Annotated in this window: 19 protein-coding genes; 12 read left to right on the plus strand and 7 right to left on the minus strand. The window is 64.7% G+C overall.

Annotated elements, in window-relative coordinates:
- Positions 1-37: 37 nt before the first annotated feature.
- From LB569_RS25800 to LB569_RS25815, 4 genes are all read right to left on the minus strand, one after another.
- The gene (locus tag LB569_RS25800) at positions 38-901 is read right to left on the minus strand and encodes a CorA family divalent cation transporter (RefSeq protein ID WP_224694590.1); all 864 of its coding nucleotides are present in this window, start codon (positions 899-901) and stop codon (positions 38-40) included.
- On the minus strand, positions 810-1064 hold the full coding sequence (locus tag LB569_RS25805; RefSeq protein ID WP_224694591.1) for a hypothetical protein: 255 nt from the start codon (positions 1062-1064) through the stop codon (positions 810-812). Before LB569_RS25805 ends, LB569_RS25800 begins: the two co-directional genes overlap by 92 nt.
- Positions 1065-1153: 89 nt before the next feature.
- Positions 1154-2755, minus strand: a complete 1602-nt coding sequence (locus LB569_RS25810) for an inorganic phosphate transporter (RefSeq protein WP_224540241.1) — start codon at positions 2753-2755, stop codon at positions 1154-1156.
- 114 nt (positions 2756-2869) lie between these two features.
- Complete coding sequence (locus tag LB569_RS25815; protein WP_140708149.1) at positions 2870-4084, minus strand: ROK family transcriptional regulator; 1215 nt, start codon at positions 4082-4084, stop codon at positions 2870-2872.
- Between the two features lie 144 nt (positions 4085-4228).
- Here LB569_RS25815 and LB569_RS25820 point away from each other — a divergent pair, with 144 nt between their 5' ends.
- The 6 genes from LB569_RS25820 to LB569_RS25845 all read left to right on the plus strand — a co-directional run bounded on the left by LB569_RS25820 (position 4229) and on the right by LB569_RS25845 (position 10295).
- The gene (locus LB569_RS25820; RefSeq protein WP_224694592.1) at positions 4229-5467 is read left to right on the plus strand and encodes an extracellular solute-binding protein; all 1239 of its coding nucleotides are present in this window, start codon (positions 4229-4231) and stop codon (positions 5465-5467) included.
- A gap of 78 nt (positions 5468-5545) precedes the next feature.
- Positions 5546-6430, plus strand: a complete 885-nt coding sequence (locus tag LB569_RS25825; protein WP_224694593.1) for a carbohydrate ABC transporter permease — start codon at positions 5546-5548, stop codon at positions 6428-6430.
- The gene (locus tag LB569_RS25830; protein WP_224694594.1) at positions 6430-7275 is read left to right on the plus strand and encodes a carbohydrate ABC transporter permease; all 846 of its coding nucleotides are present in this window, start codon (positions 6430-6432) and stop codon (positions 7273-7275) included. The genes LB569_RS25825 and LB569_RS25830 overlap by 1 nt, the downstream gene beginning before the upstream one ends.
- The gene (locus LB569_RS25835) at positions 7272-8294 is read left to right on the plus strand and encodes an SIS domain-containing protein (RefSeq protein ID WP_224694595.1); all 1023 of its coding nucleotides are present in this window, start codon (positions 7272-7274) and stop codon (positions 8292-8294) included. Before LB569_RS25830 ends, LB569_RS25835 begins: the two co-directional genes overlap by 4 nt.
- Positions 8294-9232: a PfkB family carbohydrate kinase gene (locus tag LB569_RS25840; RefSeq protein ID WP_224694596.1), complete on the plus strand. Its 939-nt coding sequence runs from the start codon at positions 8294-8296 to the stop codon at positions 9230-9232. The genes LB569_RS25835 and LB569_RS25840 overlap by 1 nt, the downstream gene beginning before the upstream one ends.
- Complete coding sequence (locus LB569_RS25845) at positions 9219-10295, plus strand: ABC transporter ATP-binding protein (protein WP_224694597.1); 1077 nt, start codon at positions 9219-9221, stop codon at positions 10293-10295. Before LB569_RS25840 ends, LB569_RS25845 begins: the two co-directional genes overlap by 14 nt.
- 47 nt (positions 10296-10342) lie before the next feature.
- Here the strand turns inward: LB569_RS25845 and LB569_RS25850 are convergent, their stop codons facing one another.
- Positions 10343-10876, minus strand: coding sequence for a TetR/AcrR family transcriptional regulator (locus LB569_RS25850; protein WP_224694598.1), 534 nt, complete (start codon positions 10874-10876; stop codon positions 10343-10345).
- Between the two features lie 146 nt (positions 10877-11022).
- Here LB569_RS25850 and LB569_RS25855 point away from each other — a divergent pair, with 146 nt between their 5' ends.
- The gene (locus tag LB569_RS25855; protein ID WP_224694599.1) at positions 11023-12354 is read left to right on the plus strand and encodes an efflux RND transporter periplasmic adaptor subunit; all 1332 of its coding nucleotides are present in this window, start codon (positions 11023-11025) and stop codon (positions 12352-12354) included.
- On the plus strand, positions 12351-15434 hold the full coding sequence (locus LB569_RS25860; RefSeq protein WP_224694600.1) for an efflux RND transporter permease subunit: 3084 nt from the start codon (positions 12351-12353) through the stop codon (positions 15432-15434). Before LB569_RS25855 ends, LB569_RS25860 begins: the two co-directional genes overlap by 4 nt.
- Positions 15435-15541: 107 nt before the next feature.
- On the opposite strand, the gene LB569_RS25865 is transcribed toward LB569_RS25860, so the two are convergent.
- Complete coding sequence (locus LB569_RS25865) at positions 15542-15997, minus strand: L,D-transpeptidase (protein ID WP_224694601.1); 456 nt, start codon at positions 15995-15997, stop codon at positions 15542-15544.
- Between the two features lie 225 nt (positions 15998-16222).
- Between LB569_RS25865 and LB569_RS25870 the strand changes: the two genes are divergently transcribed.
- Positions 16223-16672, plus strand: coding sequence for a hypothetical protein (locus LB569_RS25870; protein WP_224694602.1), 450 nt, complete (start codon positions 16223-16225; stop codon positions 16670-16672).
- Positions 16673-16710: 38 nt separating this feature from the next.
- Positions 16711-16878, plus strand: coding sequence for a hypothetical protein (locus LB569_RS25875; protein WP_224694603.1), 168 nt, complete (start codon positions 16711-16713; stop codon positions 16876-16878).
- Between the two features lie 70 nt (positions 16879-16948).
- On the opposite strand, the gene LB569_RS25880 is transcribed toward LB569_RS25875, so the two are convergent.
- Positions 16949-17650, minus strand: coding sequence for a response regulator transcription factor (locus LB569_RS25880; RefSeq protein WP_224694604.1), 702 nt, complete (start codon positions 17648-17650; stop codon positions 16949-16951).
- Between the two features lie 45 nt (positions 17651-17695).
- Between LB569_RS25880 and LB569_RS25885 the strand changes: the two genes are divergently transcribed.
- Together LB569_RS25885 and LB569_RS25890 are read left to right on the plus strand one after the other, a co-directional pair.
- Positions 17696-18469, plus strand: coding sequence for a response regulator (locus tag LB569_RS25885; RefSeq protein WP_181173769.1), 774 nt, complete (start codon positions 17696-17698; stop codon positions 18467-18469).
- Between the two features lie 79 nt (positions 18470-18548).
- Entirely contained in the window at positions 18549-20636 is a 2088-nt protein-coding gene (locus tag LB569_RS25890) for an ATP-binding protein (RefSeq protein ID WP_224694605.1), read from the plus strand.
- Positions 20637-20722: the final 86 nt, after the last annotated feature.

Raw genomic sequence — 20722 nt, forward strand, 5'->3', positions numbered from 1 at the left:
GGCCGGAAACGCCTTGGCTTGGAATATCGAGCCAGGCTCAGAACCTTAGATTGGCGCCGGCTCTCAGCAAGAGCCAGTAGAATACACCGGTCGCCGCCGCCGCGATCAACAGCGCCAGTTCGAAGCCGCCCGGCGTCTGCGTGAGCGGCAGGCCGGCGGTGTTCATGCCGAACATGCCGACGATCAGCGAGCCCGGCAGAAGCAGCGCGCTCATCACCGCCAGCGCCTTCAGGCTGCGGTTGGATTCGTCCGCGAGTTCGGCCGCGACCTCCTCCTGCAAGAGCCGCGCCCGGTCGTTGACCATGACGACCTCGCGGTCGAGCCGCTCCAGACGCGTGGTGAGCCGGCGCAAGGTCTCGTGCGCCGCCTCCGACAGTTTCCAATCCGAGCGGTCCTCGTCCTGAAAAAGCGCCGCCAGCGCCGAGATCGGCCGGTGCAGCGAAACCGCGAGACGGCGCACGTCCTTCAGCCGCTGCCTTTCGTCGGCAAGCCGCTCGGTCACCAGATGATCTTCCACCTCGTCGAGCCGCTTGGTGGCGGCGGCGAGCCGCAGGCTGGTGCCGCTGCAGAAGGCGAGCACGATCGTCTCGAAGAGCCCGAATGCGGTGGCGGGCCGCAGTCCCGCGGCCAGCGCCTCATGCACCTCCTCGACCGCCGCCAGCGAATGGCGGCGGCCGGTCACCAGCAGCCGCTCCGAGACCGCGAAGCGCAATCTGCCAATGGTGGTCGACTGACGCGCGATCTCGCTGTGCAGATCGGCGGAAATGCCGTGGACGACGCCATCCTCATGCGCCAGCGCGGGACTGTCCTCATGGCTTTCGAGGATCGCATGGGCCGAGGCCCGGCAAGGCGCAGGCGTGGCTGACCCAGGAATGGGCGCGCTGGTCGACGAGATCGACATGCAGCCACACCCACCCCTTTGGCATGGCGAGTGCGGCATCGATGTCGCGCGGGGCTAGCGCCACGGCTTGCTCGCCCGGCGCGCCGCGATAGGCCCAGACCAGCCCGGGCGCCGGATGCTGGTCGTCGACGGCGAGCAGGGCCAGATGCGAAGCGTCGTTCATGACTGCCGCCGATCGTTAGGGAGAACATCCCCGAAAGCGAGGCGGCGCCAAACTGGCGCCGCCGGTAGTGCATCGCTTGCGTAGACCGCTCAGAACACCTGACGGAAGACGATGAACAGCACGAAGGCCAGCGTGATCGAGCAGGGCAGCGTCAGCACCCAGGCCAGCAGCAGGTTGCGAACCGTCGACCATTGCAGGCCCGAGCCATTGGCCGCCATTGTTCCTGCGACGCCGGACGACAGCACATGGGTCGTCGACACCGGCAGACCCAGACGGTCGGCCATGCCGATGGTCACCATGGCGACGAGTTCGGCGGCGGCGCCCTGGCCATAGGTCAGGTGGCTCTTGCCGATCTTCTCGCCGACGGTGACGACGATGCGTTTCCAGCCGACCATGGTGCCGAGCCCGAGCGCCAGCGCAACGGCGATCTTCACCCAGAGCGGGATGAACTTCGTCGCATTGTCGACGGCCTTGTGATAGTCGGTCACCGCTTTCAGGTCGGCGGCCTCCATCGGCAGCAGCTGCTTCTTGTCGATCAGCTTCAGCGCCTCGCCGATCAGGTAGATGTCGTTGCGGGCGTTGCTGACCAGATCGGTCGGCACCTTCTCGACCGACGCATAAGGCTGCAGCCCGGCGGTGGTGTTGTGGATGTAGGTCTGCAGCGCGACCGTCGTCTGGTCGCTCCAGGTGCGGGTGCGCACGGCATCCTGCACGGCCGCCTTGGCATCCGTGACGGTGACGCCTGGCTTGACATACTTGCCCAGCGCCTGCTCGACCCCGACCGAAGCGGTCTTATAGGCCTCGAGATAGTTGATGTCGGGGGTGCGGTTGAGCGCGAAGGCCGTCGGCACAACGCCGATCAGGATCAGCATGATCAGACCCATGCCCTTCTGGCCGTCATTGGAGCCATGCGCGAAGCTGACGCCCGTGCAGGTGAAGATCAGCAGCGCCCGGATCCACAGGGGCGGCGGGGTGTTGCCCTTCGGCGCCTCGTAGAGGGCCTTGTTGCGCACCAGAAGCTTCATCGCATAGAGCAAGGCGGCGGCGGCAAAGAAGCCGACAATCGGCGAAACCAGCAAGGTCGTGCCGACATTGGTCGCCTGCGACCAGTCGACGCCGCTGGTGGCGCTGCCGGCCGGTGCCATGAACTGGTTGGCGAGGCCGACGCCGATGATCGAACCGACCATCGTGTGCGAGCTCGACGCCGGCAGGCCGAGGAACCAGGTGCCGAGGTTCCAAAGGATTGCCGCGACGAGCAGCGCGAACACCATCGCGAAACCGGAAGAGGAGCCGACCTGCAGGATCAGTTCGACGGGCAGCAGCGAGAGGATGCCGAAGGCAACCGCGCCGCTGGAGGTAAGAACCCCGAGGAAGTTGAAGAAGCCCGACCACATGACGGCGAATTCGGCCGGTAGCGAGCGCGTGTAGATGACCGTCGCCACCGCGTTGGCGGTATCGTGGAAGCCGTTGACGAATTCGAAGCCGAGCGCGATCAGCAGGGCGATGCCGAGCAGGATCCACGGCACGGTCTTGGCTTCCGCCAGGTCCTGGCTCAGCGCGTAGCCGACATAGACCACGCCGACCAGCACCAGCACGCCGAAGGCGGGCAGGAACCATTTGGCGCCACTCGATTGCTCAAGCGGATGATCCGGTCTCGGAATCCCCGCCTCGTTTGAAACTATATCCACCATGTCCCACTCCTTTTGCATTGCAGCAAAGAACCGGGAATGACGCTATGTCCGCACGATGAACCCTGTGTGACGACCAGGAATGGCTTGGCTGGAGCAAGCCGGGCCGACGGGTTCTCACGCCGGACCCGAACGTGTCTTCAGAATGGCCGAGAACAGTGGATCGAAGGCGCGGCTGATCGGCGCCGCCGCAGCGCCCAGCGCGATCGACCAGGGATCGGTGGTGCCGAGTTGCAGGCGCGGCAAGGTCCGGCCGGGCCGGTCGGCGATGGACGGTAGCAGCGGATGCATGGCCTCGACGAGCCGGCGCGCCAGCGCTTCGGGCGCGCCGCTGGTCAGGATGACGGTTTGCGGATCGAAGATGGTTTCGATGAGATGCACGCTCCAGCGCAGGTCATGCGCCGCACCCTCGATCCAGTGCATGATCTTCACATCCCCCGCCTCGGCCAGCGCACCGATCTTTTCGTAGAGGCGCTCGTCGGCGGGATCGAGACCAAGATGCTGGTAAAGCGAGGCCAGCGACGCGCGATGTTCGAGCGGTGTCGAGCCGGGTCCGGCCGGCGACAGCAGGGCCATGCCGATTTCGCCGGCATTGCCATGGCCGCCGCTGTACAGCTCGCCGTTTAGGATCAGTCCGGCGCCAATACCATAGCCGACATAGAGGCACACTGCGTGGTCAACGCCATGCGCGGCACCCACGATGCGCTCGGCCGTCGCGCAGGCGGCGGCGTCGTTCTGCAGGCCGACATTCAGGCCGGTGCCCGTTGCCAGCGTGTCGAGCAGCGGGAACTTCTGCCAGGCCGGCATCATCCATTTGTCGTCCGAATTCTTCAGTCCGAACGGGCCGGGCATGGCGACGCCGAGGCCCACAAGGCGTTTTTCCGACTGCGAGGAGATGCCGGTCAGCTCGCGTCGTACGCCATCGATCAGACCGAGGATCACCTCGACGCCCTTTGACGGCTCATCGAAAGGCAGGTTCGCCTCGGCGCGCGCCAGCACGCTGCCCATCAGATCGACCGCGACCGCCCGCGTCAGATGACGATCGATCTGCAGGCCGATGGCGAAGGCGCCTTCGGGCACCAGCCTGTAGGGGGTCGACGGCTGGCCCCTGCCCTTGCGCACCGCATCGAGCGCGACGACCAGACCGTCGCTTTCCAGGTCCTCGATGATGTTGGAGACCGCCTGTTTGGTGAGCTGCGTCGCCCGCGCCAAATCGGCCCGCGAGAGGGCGCCATTGAGACGCAGCGCCTCGATCATGACGCGGCGGTTGTGGGCGCTCGTGCCTTCCTGGTTGGTGCCGCTCTTGGCGCGGATCGGGCTGATGTCGTCCACCGGCGTTTCCCCTCTTGACTCCACTAGAATATTGATCGACTAATTAAGTCAAGCGAATTGACTTAATAGAAACACAAGTCACGCGACATCAACCCGGGAAGGCAGGGAACGCCGGCCCGTCACCTTCAGAAATGGGAGAAGAAGATGCTGAAATCGATTGCTAGGACGCTTCTGGGCGCAGTCTTCATCGGAGGGCTCACTGTCCCTCACGCCTTCGCCGAGACGACGCTCAACGCGCTTTTCATGGCACAGGCCGCCTATAGCGAGGCCGACGTGCGCGCCATGACGGATGCCTTCACCAAGGCCAATCCGGACGTCAAGGTCAATCTGGAATTCGTCCCTTATGAGGGCCTGCACGACAAGACCGTGCTCGCTCAAGGTTCGGGCGGCGGCTATGACGTCGTCCTGTTCGACGTCATCTGGCCGGCCGAATACGCCACCAATAAGGTGCTGGTCGATGTGTCTTCCAAGATCACCGACGACATGAAGAAGGGCGTACTGCCCGGCGCCTGGACCACCGTTCAGTATGACGGCAAGTCCTATGGCATGCCGTGGATTCTCGACACCAAATACCTGTTCTACAACAAGGAAATTCTGGAAAAGGCCGGCATCAAGACCCCGCCCAAGACCTGGGAAGAGCTCGGTGCGCAGGCCAAGATCATCCAGGACAAGGGCCTGCTGAAGACGCCGATCGCCTGGAGCTGGTCACAGGCCGAGGCCGCCATCTGCGACTACACCACGCTGGTCAGCGCCTATGGCGGCGACTTCCTCAAGGACGGCAAGCCCGACTTCCAGAATGGCGGCGGCCTGCTGGCGCTGAAATACATGGTCGACAGCTACAAGTCGGGCCTGACCAATCCCAATTCCAAGGAATTCCTGGAAGAGGACGTTCGCAAGGTCTTCGAGAACGGCGATGCCGCCTTCGCGCTGAACTGGACCTACATGTACAACATGGCCAACGACCCGAAGGACTCGAAGGTGGCCGGCAAGGTCGGCGTCGTGCCGGCGCCGGGCGTTGCTGGCACCAGCGAAGTGTCGGCCGTCAACGGCTCGATGGGCCTCGGCGTCACCGCGGTCTCCAAGCATCCCGACGAAGCCTGGAAGTACATCGAGTTCATGACCTCGCAGGCAACGCAGAACCAGTACGCGAAGCTGTCGCTGCCGATCTGGGCCTCGTCCTATGACGACCCGGCCGTCACCAAGGGCCAGGAGGAACTGATCGCCGCCGCCAAGCTCGGCCTGGCAGCCATGTATCCACGCCCGACCACGCCGAAATACCAGGAGCTGTCGACCGCGCTGCAGCAGGCCATCCAGGAATCGCTGCTCGGCACGGCTTCCCCGGAAGATGCGCTGAAGACCGCCGCACAAAACAGCGGTCTCTGAGCTGATATCCTTGATGCGGGCGGCGCCATGGCGCCGCCCGTGCTATGTCCAAATCCAGAATAAAGAGAGGCGCCTCCAATGTCGGGCACCTGGATGACAACCCGCGCGTGGCTGCTGATGCTGCCCCTGCTCGTGGTCATGGTCGCCGTCATTGGTTGGCCGCTGGTCGACACGGTCGGCCTTTCCTTCACCGACGCCAAGCTGGTCGGCACCGGCGGCAATTTCGTCGGCTTCGACAACTACACCACCATGCTGTCGAGCTCGAATTTCTCGCGCACGTTGATCACCACGACATTATTCGCGGTGGTTTCGGTTGCCGCTGAAATGGTGATCGGCGTGCTGGCCGCGCTTCTGCTCAACCAGCAGTTTCGCGGCCGCGCCGTCCTGCGCGCCTTGATGATCCTGCCTTGGGCGCTACCGACGGTGGTCAACGCCACGCTGTGGCGGCTGATCTACAATCCCGAATATGGCGCGCTCAACGCGGCCTTGACGCAACTTCATCTCATCGACGCCTATCGCTCCTGGCTGGGCGAGCCGGGAACGGCACTCGCCGCCCTGATCGTCGCCGATTGCTGGAAGAACTTTCCGCTGGTGGCGCTGATCGCGCTCGCCGCCCTGCAGGCGGTGCCGCGCGACATCACCGCCGCCTCGCTGGTCGACGGTGCGGGACCTTTCAACCGCTTCCGCTTCGTCATCCTGCCCTATCTCGCCGGCCCGCTGATGGTGGCGCTGGTGCTGCGCACCATCGAGGCCTTCAAGGTCTTCGACATCATCTGGGTGATGACCCGCGGCGGCCCGGCCAACACCACGCGCACGCTCTCTATCCTGGTCTACCAGGAAGCCTTCTCCTTCCAGCGTGCCGGCTCGGGCGCGTCGCTGGCGCTGATCGTCACCTTGCTCGTCACGCTGCTTGCCGTCGCCTATGCGGCCCTGGTCCGAAAGACCGCCGGGAGCGCCGCCTGATGGAACGCAGGAGCCTCGCCTTCACCATCTTCATCCACGCCTGCGCGCTGCTGCTCGCCGCGATCATCCTGGCGCCTATCGCCTGGCTGTTCATCATGAGCATTTCGCCGGCCGCCGACCTCGCCGCGAAGCCGCTGCGCTGGTGGCCGCGGGTCGCCGATTTCTCCCGCTACCAGCAATTGCTGTCGACCGCCGAAAACAGCGCCGGCGCCGCCTTCACCGCATCGCTGCGCAACAGCCTGGAAATATCCGGCATGGCGACGCTGGCCGCGCTCGCCTTGGCCATCCCCGCCGGCTGGGCGGTGTCGCGCACACCCGCGATCGGCTGGTCGCTGTCGATGGTCATCGCCACCTACATGCTGCCGCCGGTGGCGCTCGCCGTGCCGCTCTACATGGGCCTGTCGCATCTCGGCCTGCTCAACAATGTCTTTGGCCTGGCGCTGGTGTATCTGACCATCCTGGCGCCCTTCACCACATGGCTTATGAAATCAGGCTTCGATTCCATCCCGCGCGAGATCGAGGCGGCGGCGATGATCGACGGCGCCGGCCTGTTCCAGACATTGCGCATCATCACGCTGCCGCTGGCGGCACCGGTGATGGCGACATCGGCATTGTTCGCCCTGCTGCTGGCCTGGGACGAATTCTTCTATGCGCTGCTGTTCACCTCCGACCAGCGCGCCAAGACGCTCACCGTCGCCATCGCCGATCTGGCCGGCGGCCGTGTTTCCGACTATGGGCTGATCGCCACCGCTGGCGTGCTGGCCGCGCTGCTACCGGTGCTGATCGGCCTCGTCATGCAGCGGGCGCTGATCTCGGGCCTGACCAGTGGCGGTGTGAAAGGATGACGATGATTGCAGCAAGAAACCGGCCGGCCGGACTGGCCGCCATCGACCGCGAAATGGCACGTCAGCATGGGGATGCCATCACTTCGTTCCGGCAGAACACGGCCGAGGCGCAAAAGGCCGCCAGCTCCATCAAGCGGACCGGCCGCCTGCTCCTGCTCGGCATGGGCGGCTCGCATGCCGTAGGCCGTGCGGTCGAGCCGCTTTATCGCGCGCTTGGCGTCGATGCGCTGGCGCTGCCGCTGTCCGAACAGCTTGGCCAACCGTTGCCGCTCGAGGGGCGCACCGTGATCGTCACCTCGCAATCCGGCGAGAGTGCCGAGGTCGTCAGATGGTTTTCGCAGGCCGGCGGCGGCCCGGACATTTTCGGCCTGACGCTCGAAGGCGGTTCATATCTCGCCCGCACCGCGCCTTGCCTGGTCGGCGCCGGCGGCACCGAACTGGCTTTCGCCGCGACACGCAGCCTGACCGTGACCCTGGCCCTGCACCTCGCCATCCTGGCGGCTCTGGGCGAGGATCCCGCTCCTGCCCTTGCCGCGCTCCGGGCTCCGCAGGATTGCGACATTGCGTCCGCGCTCGCCGCGCTTGGCAAGGTGGAGACCATCGTCACCTCCGGCCGCCGCCTGCAAGGCGTCGCCGAAGCCCTGGCGCTTGGGCTGACCGAACTATCGCGACTGCCCTGCTTTTCCCTCGAAGGCGGCCAGTTGCGGCACGGCCCGATGGAGATGCTCGGCCCCAAAATCGGCGTCATCCTGTTTCGCGGCAACGACCCGACCTCCGGACTGGTGACCGCGATGGCTACATCCGTGGTCGAGGCCGGTGCGCCGCTGGTCGTCTTCGACGCGTCCGGACAGGCTCCGGTCGGCGGTGCCGTCACGCTCTCGTTCAAACCGGCCGAGGGGATGGCCGCGATCTTCGCCATGCTGCCGGTGGCGCAGCGCCTGATGATCGCCTTCGCCGACAGCCGCGTCGACAATGCCGGCACGCCCGTGCGCACCACCAAGATCACCAGGAGCGAGTGATGCGTCCGCTGGCGGTGATCGGCAACGTCAATGTCGACCTGATTGTCGGCCCCGTCGCGCCATGGCCGAAGGCGGGAACCGAGACCGTCGTCGATCATGACGAATTGCGCGTCGGCGGCCAGGCCGGCAATACCGGGCTCGCCTGGCAGGCGCTGGGCGTCGATTTCGCGATTGCCGCCAATGTCGGTGACGACCAGTTCGGCCGCTGGCTTCGCGAAGCGTTCGGACCGCGCGCCGAAAAATGGACGATCAGTCCCGAAGGCACGACCTTGTCGGTCGGCATGACCCATCCCGATGGCGAACGGACTTTCTTGACCACGCGCGGCCACCTGCCGCGCCTTGGCCTCGGCGATGTCTTGTCCGTTCTCGACGGCAGCGCGCTCTCCGGGGGCTACGCGCTGCTCTCCGGCTCCTTCCTGACCGAAGACCTCACGCGCGAGTATGACGCGCTTTTCGACTGGGCCGACAGCCACGACATATCAGTGGCGCTCGACACCGGCTGGCCGATCGACGGCTGGACCGAGGCCAATTGCGCGGCGACAAGAGCATGGCTGTCGCGCTGCGCGCTGGCGCTGTTCAACGAGGTCGAGACGGTGACCCTGGCTGGATTACCAAGTCCTGAGGAAGCGGCGCGCGAAATTCGATCCAGCATGAAGCCGGGTGCGACCTTCGTGGTCAAGCGCGGGCCGCGAGGGGCGATCGCCATCGGCCCGAACAGCGCCCTCGTCGAGGCCGCCGCGCCCGATGTCAGGGTGGTCGACACGATCGGCGCCGGCGACGTCTTCAATGCCGCCTTCCTGGCTGCTTTTGCCGAGGGACAGAAGCTCTCCGCCTGCCTTGCCGCCGCGACGCAAATTGCCTCGCGCGCCATCTCTACCTTGCCCCGCAACTATGGCGGGCCGATGCAATTCGAGGGATCCATGCATGAGCGCGCTTGAAATCCGTGGCGTCCGCAAGAGCTACGGCAGCGTCGAGACGCTGAAAGGCATCGACATCGCGCTGCAGAGCGGTGAATTCCTGGTGCTGCTCGGCTCGTCGGGCTGCGGAAAATCGACGCTTCTCAACATCATCGCCGGCCTTGCCGAGGCGACCAGCGGCGACGTGCTGATCGGCGGCCGCTCGATCCTCGGCGTCCATCCCAAGAACCGCGACATCGCCATGGTCTTCCAGTCCTACGCGCTCTATCCGAACCTGACGGTCCGCCGCAATATCGGCTTCGGGCTGGAGATGCGCGGCGTCGCGGCCGACGTGCGCGACAAAGCGGTGAACGATGCGGCAAGGCTGCTGCAGATCGAAACCCTGCTCGACCGCAAGCCGAGCCAGCTTTCCGGTGGCCAGCGTCAGCGCGTCGCCATCGGCAGGGCGCTGGTGCGCAAGCCGCAGGTCTTCCTCTTCGACGAGCCGTTGTCCAATCTCGACGCCAAGCTGCGCCTGGAAATGCGCACCGAATTGAAGCGCCTGCACCAGATGCTGCAGACCACCGTCGTCTACGTCACCCACGACCAGATCGAGGCGATGACGCTGGCGAGCCGCATCGCCGTCATGCGTGACGGCAGGATCGAGCAGCTCGGCACGCCCGAGGAGATCTACAACGACCCGGCAACGCTCTATGTCGCGGGCTTCGTCGGCGCGCCGTCGATGAACATGTTGAACGCGGTCGTCACCGGCGGCAAACTGGCCATCGCCGAGACCGATGTGCGGATCCCCTTGCCGGCCCGCTATGCGAACGCGGCGCGTGTAGGTGCGCAGGTGGTCATCGGCATCAGGCCGGAAGCGCTGCGTACGGCGACGGGAGCCGCGACGGACCTGTCATTGCCGGTGGAGATCGAGGTCGTCGAACTGACCGGACCCGAACTGGTCACCACGGCCCGGATCGGCGCGCAGCGGCTGACCGCCTCCCTGCCGCCGCGAGCCCAGGTCGCCAAGGGCGAAAAGCGCAACCTCACCTTCGACGAGGCCGCGCTTCGCTTGTTCGATCCCACGACGGGAAAGGCCCTGTAGGCGCCATCATTGAATGACCGCGGCGGCCTTCGCCCATTCAGGGAAGCCTATTGGGCGATGTCGAGAAGCGACGATACAAGCAGATCCCGTTCGTCCTTCGACAGCACGTCGGAATCGAACAGGTTCATGCTGCGCAGCCCCTCGATGGCGAGATAGCAGACCAGCAGCGATTTCAGGTCTGGCGCCTCGCCCTTCAGCCGTTCGAACAGCTGCCGCTTGAATGTCTTGATCGGCGTCATGAAATCGGGATCCTCGGCGATCGCCGAAAAAATCCAGGACGCCGATGGCTGCTTTTCCTCGCAGTCCTCGGCTGACAATCTGATGTAGACGGCAAGGGGATTTTTATCGTTGTCGTTGCTGCCGGCGGTTTCCAGCGCTTGCTCGAAATCGCGCAGATAGCCTTCGACCAGGCCCTGCATCAATTTTGCCTTGGTCGGGAAATTGTAGAGCAGCCCACCCTTCGATACGCCGGCGCGGTTGGCGACGGCATCGAGCGACAGGCTGCCGGGTCCGGATTCCCGGGCGACATCAGCCGCCGCGGCGAGAATTTTCTCGCGCGAGTTCGGTCGTTGGGCTCTCATGGCGCCTCCCATCGCAAGCTTAGGCCCAATTGACAAGACAGTCCAGACGGTACAGTAAGACCGCCACTATTTGTAATCGGGACCCGCAGTCGATATGTGTCCCGATGTCCGCGCTTCGCGCCGGATTTTCGACTGAGGGGACTTCCTTGTTCAAGCGCATACTCCGTGTCTTCATCATTATTGTCGTCCTTGCCGTGCTCGTCGTCGTGGTCGGCGGCATCGTCGGCTTTAACTTCCTGCGCGACAACGGCATCAAGCAGTATTTCGCCACCATGAAGCCGCCGGCGGCGACCGTGTCGACGACCATCGCCAAGCCGTCCAACTGGACACCGGGCGTCGAGGCGATCGGTACGGTGCGGGCCGTGCGCGGTGTCGACCTGACGGTCGAGACCGCCGGCATCGTCAAGGAAATCCCCTTCCACGCCAATCAGAAAGTGGCGGCCAACGCGGTGCTGCTGCAACTCGACGACGCCGTCGAGCGCGCCGACCTCGATGCGCAGAAAGCGCAGGCGGCGCTTGATCAGACCACGCTGACCCGCGCCATCGAACTGACAAAGCGTGGTGTCGGCTCCGACTCGACGCTGGACACGGCGCGCGCGGCGGCATCCGCTTCGGCGTCCCAGGTCACCAGGCTGCAGGCCGTTCTCGACCAGAAGCAGCTTACCGCGCCTTTCGCCGGCACGGTCGGCATTCCGAAGATCGATCTCGGCCAGTATCTGGCACCCGGCACCGCCGTGGTGACGCTGCAGGACCTCGACACGATGCGGGTCGACTTCTCGGTTCCCGAACAGCAGCTACCGCTGCTCAAGATTGGCCAGACGGTCCGCCTGGGCCTGGGCGGCAGCGACGACATGCCCTTTGCCGGCGCCATTCGCGGCATCGATCCCAAGATCGACCCCTCCAGCCGGCTGGTGAACATCCGGGCGGAAGTTGCCAATCCCGAAGGCAAATTGACCCCCGGCCAGTTCGTGCGGGTGCGTGTCGAACTGCCCGAGGAGCAGAACGTGCTGTCACTGCCGCAGACGGCACTGACCACCAGCCTCTATGGCGACTACATCTTCGTGGTGCAGCCGGCGAAGCCCGCCGAGGCCCCGGCGCAGCCAGCCAAGGCGGAAGAGAAGCCGGTCGCGGCGGCCACCAATAAGCCGGCGGACGCGATGAAACCGGCAGCCGATGCCACCAAGCCGGCGGACGCAGCCAAGCCAGCCGACAAGGCCGCTGCCGACACCGCCAAGCCAGCAGCAGCCGACCCGGCCAAGCCGACGGCGGAAGGTGACAAGCCCGCGCTGGTCCTGTCGCAGGTCTTCGTCAAGCCCGGCCGCCGCAATCAGGGCATGGTCGAGATCGTCGAAGGGCTGAAGGCTGGCGACGAGGTCGTCACGGCCGGTCAGAACCGTCTCTTCAACGGCATGTCCGTCGCCGTCGACAACACCATCGACCCAACCAAATCGGCAAACAAGCAGGCCGACCAGCAATGAGTTTTTCCGATCTCTTCATTCGCCGGCCCGTCCTTTCGACGGTCCTTGCCTGCATGATCCTGCTGCTCGGTTTCCAGGGTATCTTCAACCTGTCGATCCGGCAGTATCCGAAGGTCGACGAAACCGCGATCACCATCACGACGGCCTATCCGGGCGCCAGCGCCGACCTGATCCAGGGCTTTATTTCCGCCCCGATCGCGCGCGCCGTCGCCTCGACCGAGAACATCGACTACGTCACCTCGTCCAGCCGTCCGTCCTCCAGCACCGTGACGGTGCAGATGAAGCTCGGTTCCAACCCCGACGTCGCGCTGACCGAGGTGCTGTCCAAGGTCCAGGGCGTGCGCGGCACCTTGCCGGACGCCTCCAAGGATCCGGTCATCGTCAAGGGTACGGGTCAGCAATTCGCGATGATGTACATCTCGATGCAGAACCCGAACATGACCAAGGAGCAGCTGACCGAGTATATCGAGCGCGTCATCAGACCGCGCATGTCGACGGTCGAAGGCGTCGCCGACGTGCAGATCTTCGGTGCCCAGGAATACTCGATGCGCGTCTGGATCGACCCGGTCAGGCTTGCCGCGCGCGGCGTGACGGCGGCCGAAGTGCTGGCGGCGATCAACAACTCCAACTTCCTGTCGGCGCCCGGCAACACCCAGAACGAATATGTCGTTTCGTCTATCACCGTGCGCTCGACGCTGCAGACACCAGAGGCCTTCGCCGAGCTGCCGTTGCGTTCGACCGACGGCAATGTCGTGCGGCTGCGCGACGTGGCGCGCGTCGAACTGGCCGCTGCGAACACCGACACCAGGGTCTCCTTCAACGGCAAGCCCGGCACCTTCCTCGCCATCTTCCCGACTCCGGCGGCCAACCCGCTGACGACCGCGGCGGCGCTCACCAAGCTCGTCCCGCAGATCCAGGACACGCTGCCGAAAGGCATGACGATCGAGGTCGTCTACGACGCAACCGGACAGATCAGCGCCTCGATCGACGAGGTGTTCAAGACCATCGCCGAGGCGGTTGCCATCGTCGTCGTCGTCATCCTTCTGTTCCTTGGCTCGTTCCGTTCGGTGCTGATGCCGATCATCACCATCCCGCTGTCGCTGATCGGCGTCTGCTTCCTTTTGTTCGCGGTGGGCTATTCGATCAACCTTCTGTCGCTGCTGGCCATGGTGCTGGCGATCGGCCTCGTCGTCGACGACGCCATCGTGGTGGTGGAGAACATCCACCGCCACATGGAAGAAGACCACATGCCGCCGATGCAGGCGGCCTTCAGCGGCATGCGCGAGATCGCCTCGGCCATCGTGGCCATGACCATGACGCTGGCCGCCGTGTTCGCGCCGCTGGCCTTTACCGGCGGTCTGACCGGCGCCCTTTTCCGCGAATTCGCGGTGACGCTCGCCGGATCGGTGGTGCTGTCTGGGATCATTGCAATCACCATCACGCCGATGATGTCGGTGCGCCTTCTGAAGCCTGGCAATGCCGGCCGGTTCCAGCGCATCGTCGACGGCACTTTCGCGCGCGTGGAGCACGTCTATGAGCGCGCCGTCACCGGGTCGCTGAACTATCGCCCGCTGACGCTGCTCATCGTGCTGGCCCTTGTCGGCGTGACCGGCTTCATGTTCACCAAGACCTCGACGGAACTGGCACCGGAAGAAGACCAGGGCTTCCTGCTCTCGCTGGTTACGGCGCCGCGCTATGCGACCTCCGATTACACCGAGACCTACGTCAATCAGATCCTGGGCCTGGTGAGGGACATTCCCGAAACCCGGGCGCAGTTCTCGGCCGTCGCCTTCGGCGGCACGACCAACAGCGCCTTTGTCGGTTTCGCTTTCAAGGATTGGGCGGAGCGGAAGCGCAATTCTAAGGAGCTGCAGGCCGACATTACGGCCCGTATCGCCAAGGTGGCGGGTGTCCAGGCCTTCGTCTTCGCTCCGCCGACGCTGCCGGGCTCGGGCGGCGGGTTGCCGATTTCCATGGTGGTGCGCTCGACCGGCGATTCCGCTCAGGTTTACGAGGAAGCCGAGAAGATCAAGAACAAGGCGCAAGCCTCGGGCCGTTTCATCGTCGTGCAGAATTCGATGGCCTATGACGCGCCGCAGGTAACGGTGACCATCGACCGCGACCGTGCCGCCGCGCTCAACCTGCCGATCGCCGATATCGGCCGGACGCTGACCCTGCTGGTGGGCGGCGCCGAAGTCGCGCAGTTCGACCGCGACTCCAACAGCTACGACATCATTCCGCAGGTGCCGCAGGAGTTCCGCGACAACCCCGAAAAGCTCGGCGAGTACTTCGTGCGCAGCGTGACCGGCGAGATGGTGCCGCTGTCGGCGGTGGTGACGATCTCGAACAATGCCTCGCCGGCGGCGATCGAACAGTTCAACCAACTGAATTCGTCGACGATCTCGGCGCTGCCGCTGCCCGGCGTCACCACGGGCGACGGTTTGAAAGTGCTTGAGGACATTGCCAGGGAGAGCCTGCCCGACACCTTCTTCATCGACTATTCCGGCCAGTCCCGGCAGGAGAAGGAACAGGGCAACACCATTCTGATTGCTTTCGGCGCGGCCGTCATCGTCATCTACCTGGTGCTGGCGGCGCAGTTTGAAAGCTTCCGCGATCCGCTGATCATCATGATGGCGGTGCCATTGTCGATCTTCGGCGCGATCGTACCGCTCAATCTGGGCCTCGGCACGCTCAACATCTATACCCAGGTCGGCCTGATCACGCTGATCGGACTGATCACCAAGCACGGCATCCTGTTGGTCGAGTTCGCCAACCAGCAGCGTGAACTGCATGGCATGCGACGGCGTGACGCCATCATCGCCTCGGCCAAGGTGCGCCTGCGGCCGATCCTGATGACGACGGCGGCGATGGCTCTGGGCGTGGTGCCGCTGATCGTTTCCAGCGGTGCCGGTGCCGCGGCCCGCTATTCGATGGGCCTGGTCATCTTCACCGGCATTCTGGTCGGCACCATGTTCACGCTCTTCGTCGTGCCCATGTTCTACACCTTCATCGCCAGCAAGGACCTGCCGCATCTCGCGGAAAAGCCGGATCCAAAGCTTATGCCGGCGCTGCCGAACTGAGCCACGAAGGCGCAAGAAACAAAAAAAGAGGCCGGGATTTTCCGGCCTCTTTTTTGGCAGTCGCTCCACGGCTCCGGCACGATCGGCCGGAGGCAGCAAACCTGCCGCTACTTGACGATGACGATGCTGGTGTTGGCCGGCCCGAAGGTCTCGACGAGCTGGTAGAAGTCGGCGGCATTGTCGGGATGCAGCCGCACGCAGCCATGCGAGGCCGGCTGGCCGAGGCGCTTGATGGCATAGGTGGCGTGGACCGCGTAGCCGCCGCTGAAAAAGACCGAATGCGGCATCGGCGCATTGTCGTACTTCTTCGAATACCACATCTCATGCATGCGGGTCGGCTTGAACGAGCCGGTCGGCGTCACATGCGCCCTGTCGCCGGTGGAAACCTTCCAGGCGAAGGTCGGCCGGCCGTCGACGGAGACTTCCATCACCTGCTGCGACAGCGAGACGCGCGCCACGACGGTGTTGGCGGCGTGGGCGGCGTGGGCGCCGAACAGAAGTGCGCTGCCCATAAGCGCGGCGGTGGCAACGTTGATGAGCTTGGCGGAAATGGTGGTGTGCATGATGTCCCCTCTCTCTGCCGGTCGAGCCGGCTCCAATTCGATGGCTGGCTTATCCCCCTCGCATGTTTCGGACATATTTCGCTGAATGCTCGTTTGCGTTTCGAATTTGTTTCCCCTGGTCAACAGGACAGGAAATCGAGGCGCGCCTGTGTGTCACCATCGGCAGTCCGGGACGACGAGGCACAAAGGTATCCGCCTCGAAACGAAAGTTCGCATTGCCTATACGTGAAAGAGACAGGCTCGATTTCGAAACCAATCTGCAACAAAGCGCGGCTCCGGCGGCATGATCCGGATACGGATTGGACGCAAAAGTGGACGCAACGAAAGCAGACGACAACGACCACGGGAACGAAAACGAACACGCGGTCCTGGCTCTTCAGGATCAACATCGCGGCGGCAGCCATCGGCGGCGCAGGCACAGTTGCCGGCGATCCCGCGGCGAGGCTGGCAGCGATGAGTTCGAGTGAGATTTCAACCCTGCACGTTTCCCTGTTTTGCGCCTTGGTCTGGATTGTTTCCAGCCTGCGCATCGCCCGGTTGAAGGCCCTCTGGCGGGTTGGCCTTCGGCTGCTGGCATTGCGCGGCCCCTCCGGCAACTTGCTGCCGAGAGGACCGAAGGCCCGCGCCGCGACGGGGGGCTCCGTGGGCGGCGCGGGCACTTCGGGAGTTTCCTGAAGCGACCCGCGACAGATTCATTTTTGGGGATTGGGACGATGAAAACAAAATTCGCGGCTTCCTTGCTTTCCGCGCTGCTCTACGCGCAGGGCCTGCTCGGCTTTGCCGCTCTCGCCACCGTGCTGCTCAAGGAGCGTGCTCACGCAAGCGAACTCGTCACGAGCGGCGAAATGCCCTCGGGCCCGTCATTGCTGGTGGTGCGCTGAACCTCGTGACATCGGCGTGACGATGGAAAGGCCGATGTTCATCCGGAAAACCAGCGGGAAAAGAGGACCGTCAGTCGGCGAACTGCCGTGGCGGATCGAACCTGTAGCCGGCGCCGCGTATGGTGGTGATGGTTTCGGTGTCGAGCTTGCGGCGCAGCCGCACGATGCGCGAATCGATCGAACGATCGAAGGCGTCGGCATTCTCGGCCGGCGCGGCGGCGATAATGTCGTCACGCGTCAGCACCTTGCGCGGGCTCGCCAGGAACAGCCGGAGCAGCGCCACCTGGCCGGGCGAGAGCTGCTCCTGCGTACCGGAGCGATGCATGACGATCGCCGATCTCAGATCGACGGTCGCGTTCTCCAGCACGATCAGTTCCTGGGTGCCCCTGCCGCGCCGCGAAAGCAGGCCGCCGACGCGCGCGGCGAGTTCCCTGACATTGAGCGGACTTTCGACGACGTCGGCGGCGCCAAGCTCAAGCGCCAGCACCTTGTCGAGGAGATCGGCGGGTCGGCAGATCAGGATGAAATCCGGCCCACCCTCGCCGCCGCCACCTTGATGGCCATGGCGCCTGAGCAGATCTCGACCCTCGGCCTGGCTGAGGCTGTCGCCAACGACGACGACGTCGATGCCGCCGCCCGCCAGCAGCGATTCCGCCTCCCAGGGCTGCCGCGCCTGGCGCACGTCATGGCCGCGCCGGTCGAGATGGTCGGCAAGCTCGGTCGCCACCACCTCGGCGACGGAAACAAGCGCGATGACGGCTCTTGCGGCCATGTTTTCCAACCGTTCCCTGGCAACCGGATATGAGTGCTGGACATCATGTTTATACCCAATCTACTTTCCACTGAAAGTGGGAGCGAGAGCATCGTGCGGGCAAGAATTGTCATCGTCGAGGACGAGCCCGACCTGAGGGACGCGGTGGCCGAATATCTCGGCGCCTCCGGCTACGACGTGGCCACCGCCGAAAACGCGGCCGCCGCGCGCGCCCTCGTCGAAACGCAGCCCTTCCATCTGGCGATCCTCGACATCGCCATGCCGGGCGAGGACGGCCTGTCGCTCGGCCGCTGGCTGCGCTCGAAAATGCCGATCGGCATCATCTACGCGACCGCCGCCGGCACCGCGCTCGATCGCATCGTCGGGCTGGAACTCGGCGCCGACGACTATATCGTCAAGCCGTATGAACTGCGCGAAGTGCTGGCGAGAGTCCGCAGCGTGCTGCGCCGCGTCCCGCAGCCGACGGAGCTGCCGGACAGGAAAGCCAGGACAGATCGGCGCTCCGTCGCCTTCGGCCCCTTCCAGGCCGATCTCGACGGCAGGCTGGTCACAGGCGCCAACGGCATGGTGATCGACATGGCCAAGAGCGAGTTCGACGTGCTGGAGGTTTTCCTGACCCGCGCCAACCGGCTCTTGACCCGGGCCGCGATCTCGGAGGCAATCGGCTTCACCGAAGACCCGGAATCGTCGCGCGCCGTCGACATCCGCATCATGCGCCTGCGCAAGAAGATCGAGAGCGACCCGGCCAACCCGAGATTCCTGCGCACGGTGCGCGGCGAAGGCTATATCTTCTCGCTGCCGACCGGCGACGGCAACTGAGCGTCGGACCCACGGGGTTCCGCTTCGCAGCCGTTGCCAGACGATCGAAGTGGCGTGACTCTGGAAATGACGGCTGACAATGACGGGCGACACGGCAAGCACGGATAGGCAGGGTTTCAGGCAGGGCGCGGCGATGGCGGCCGTGCGCGTCGTGCGCCGGCTGCGCGAGGCCGGCGACTGGCAGCGCGAAATGGACGGCATATTGGAAACGCTCTGCCGTGCCATGGAGTGCCAACGCGGCATCCTGTTTCGTCTGCGCGAACTGCCCGGCCAGGGTTTCGCCCAGTCTGTCGCCGCCTACTGGATCGACCCCGATTTCGGCGGCGAACTGGCCTCACCGACCGTCATCATGCAGTCGATCGTCAATTCGGATCCGCTGCTGGAGCGGCTGGCCGAGGATGAGCGGCAGGGCAAGATTTTCGCCGGGCATACGCGCGATCTCGAAGGATTCCTGAGGGCTGATTTCGAAAAGCAGAACATCAAGTCGTTCCTGTCGGTGTCGGTCTTCGCGCACGGTCATCTGTGGGGCACGCTCGCCGTCAATGACTGCGTCGAGGAGCGTCAATGGACCGACGAGGAAGAGGCGACGCTGCACATCATCGCACTCGCCATCGGCGACGCCATCGAACACTCGCCCTCCGACGCCCATGCCAGCGAAGTGATCCGCCGCACCATGCTGCAGGCCTCGCTGGACGCCATCATCGTCATCGACGAGGCCGGGTCGATCATCGAATTCAATCCGGCCGCGGAAAAGATGTTCGGCTTTCCGCGCAGCGCCATCCTCGGCAAGGACCTGCTCGACACCATCGTGCCGGTCTACTACCGCAAGGGCTATATGTCTGGCGCCGATTACATGTCGGGCCGTGGCGCACCGATGGTCGGCCAGCGGCTGGAAACCGTCACCCAGAATGCCGCCGGTGAGGTGTTCCCGATCGAACTGACGGCGACAGAGATGCGGGTCGCCGACCGTCGCCTCATCTTCGGCTCGATCCGCGACTTGCGCGACAAGCTGCGCGCCGAGGAAGAGATCAACCGCCAGCGCGAGAAGCTGCACCAGAACGAGAAAATGGCGGCAATGGGCTCGCTGCTGGCGGGCGTGTCGCACGAACTCAACAACCCGCTGGCCGTGGTGGTCGCACAATCGACGCTGCTGCATGAATTCGCATCCGACCCCCAGACCAAGGTTCGTGCCGAGAAGGTGCGTGCCGCCGCCGAGCGCTGCGGCCGCATCGTCAAGAGCTTCCTGTCGATGGTCCGGCTCCATCCGGCGGCGCAGGCCGAGACCGATCTCAACCAGGTGATCCGCGCCGCTCTCGAGGTGACCGCCTATGGCGCGCGCTCGAGCGGCATCATCATCGATACCGATTTCGCGCCGGGTCCGCTGCTGGCCATGGCCGATGCCGACCACGTGACCCAGGTGGCGGCCAATTTCCTCATCAACAGCCAGCATGCGCTGGCCGGCATCGCCGGCGACCGTCTGATCAAGGTGCGGACGTTTCGAAGCGAGCGCGGCAATCCAGGCTTTTCCGTCGAGGACAACGGCCCCGGCGTGCCGGAAGCGATCCGCAACCGCATTTTCGAATCCTATTTCACCACCAAGCCGGTCGGCGTCGGCACGGGCATCGGCCTGTCGATTTCGAAATCCATCATCGAACGGCACAATGGCAATGTCTGGTTCGAGGAAGTACTACCCAGGGGCGCGCGTTTCGTCGTTCAGTTGCCGGCCATATCGGCAGGTATCGCCGCCGCCGGCGAAAGCCAGCCCCGATCGAGCGGCCTTCGCCATGCCCTGATCATCGATGACGAGCCTGACGTCGCCGGTTCGTTGTCCGACATCCTCGAATTGATGGGCATCAAGTCGCGGATCGCGTCGATCTGGGAATCGCGCGAAGCCACCCTGAGCGGCCACATGCCGCCCGACATCGTCTTTTCGGATCTGCGCATGCCCGGCAGATCGGGCATTTCGATCTACCGGGAACTGCTTGCCGAGCGGCCCGATCTGGCGCGGCGCTTCGTGCTGGTCACTGGCGACCTGATCGGCGCCAAGGCGGAAATCGAAGCCTTGCCGGCGCAGCAGCGGCCACAGATCCTCGAAAAACCGTTCAGCACGCTGGATGTGCGCAGCGTGCTTTCGACCATTGCCGAGCAGGCAGTGTCGCAAGGATAAAAAAGAGGCCCCCGGCCGACAGGGCGGCGGGAGCCGAGGGGAGCGCTGGAGGAAGCGCTCGGGGAGTCCAGGGCATGATCCCCAAA

This window comes from Mesorhizobium sp. BH1-1-4 (genome assembly GCF_020165665.1).
Taxonomy (GTDB): Bacteria; Pseudomonadota; Alphaproteobacteria; order Rhizobiales; family Rhizobiaceae; genus Mesorhizobium.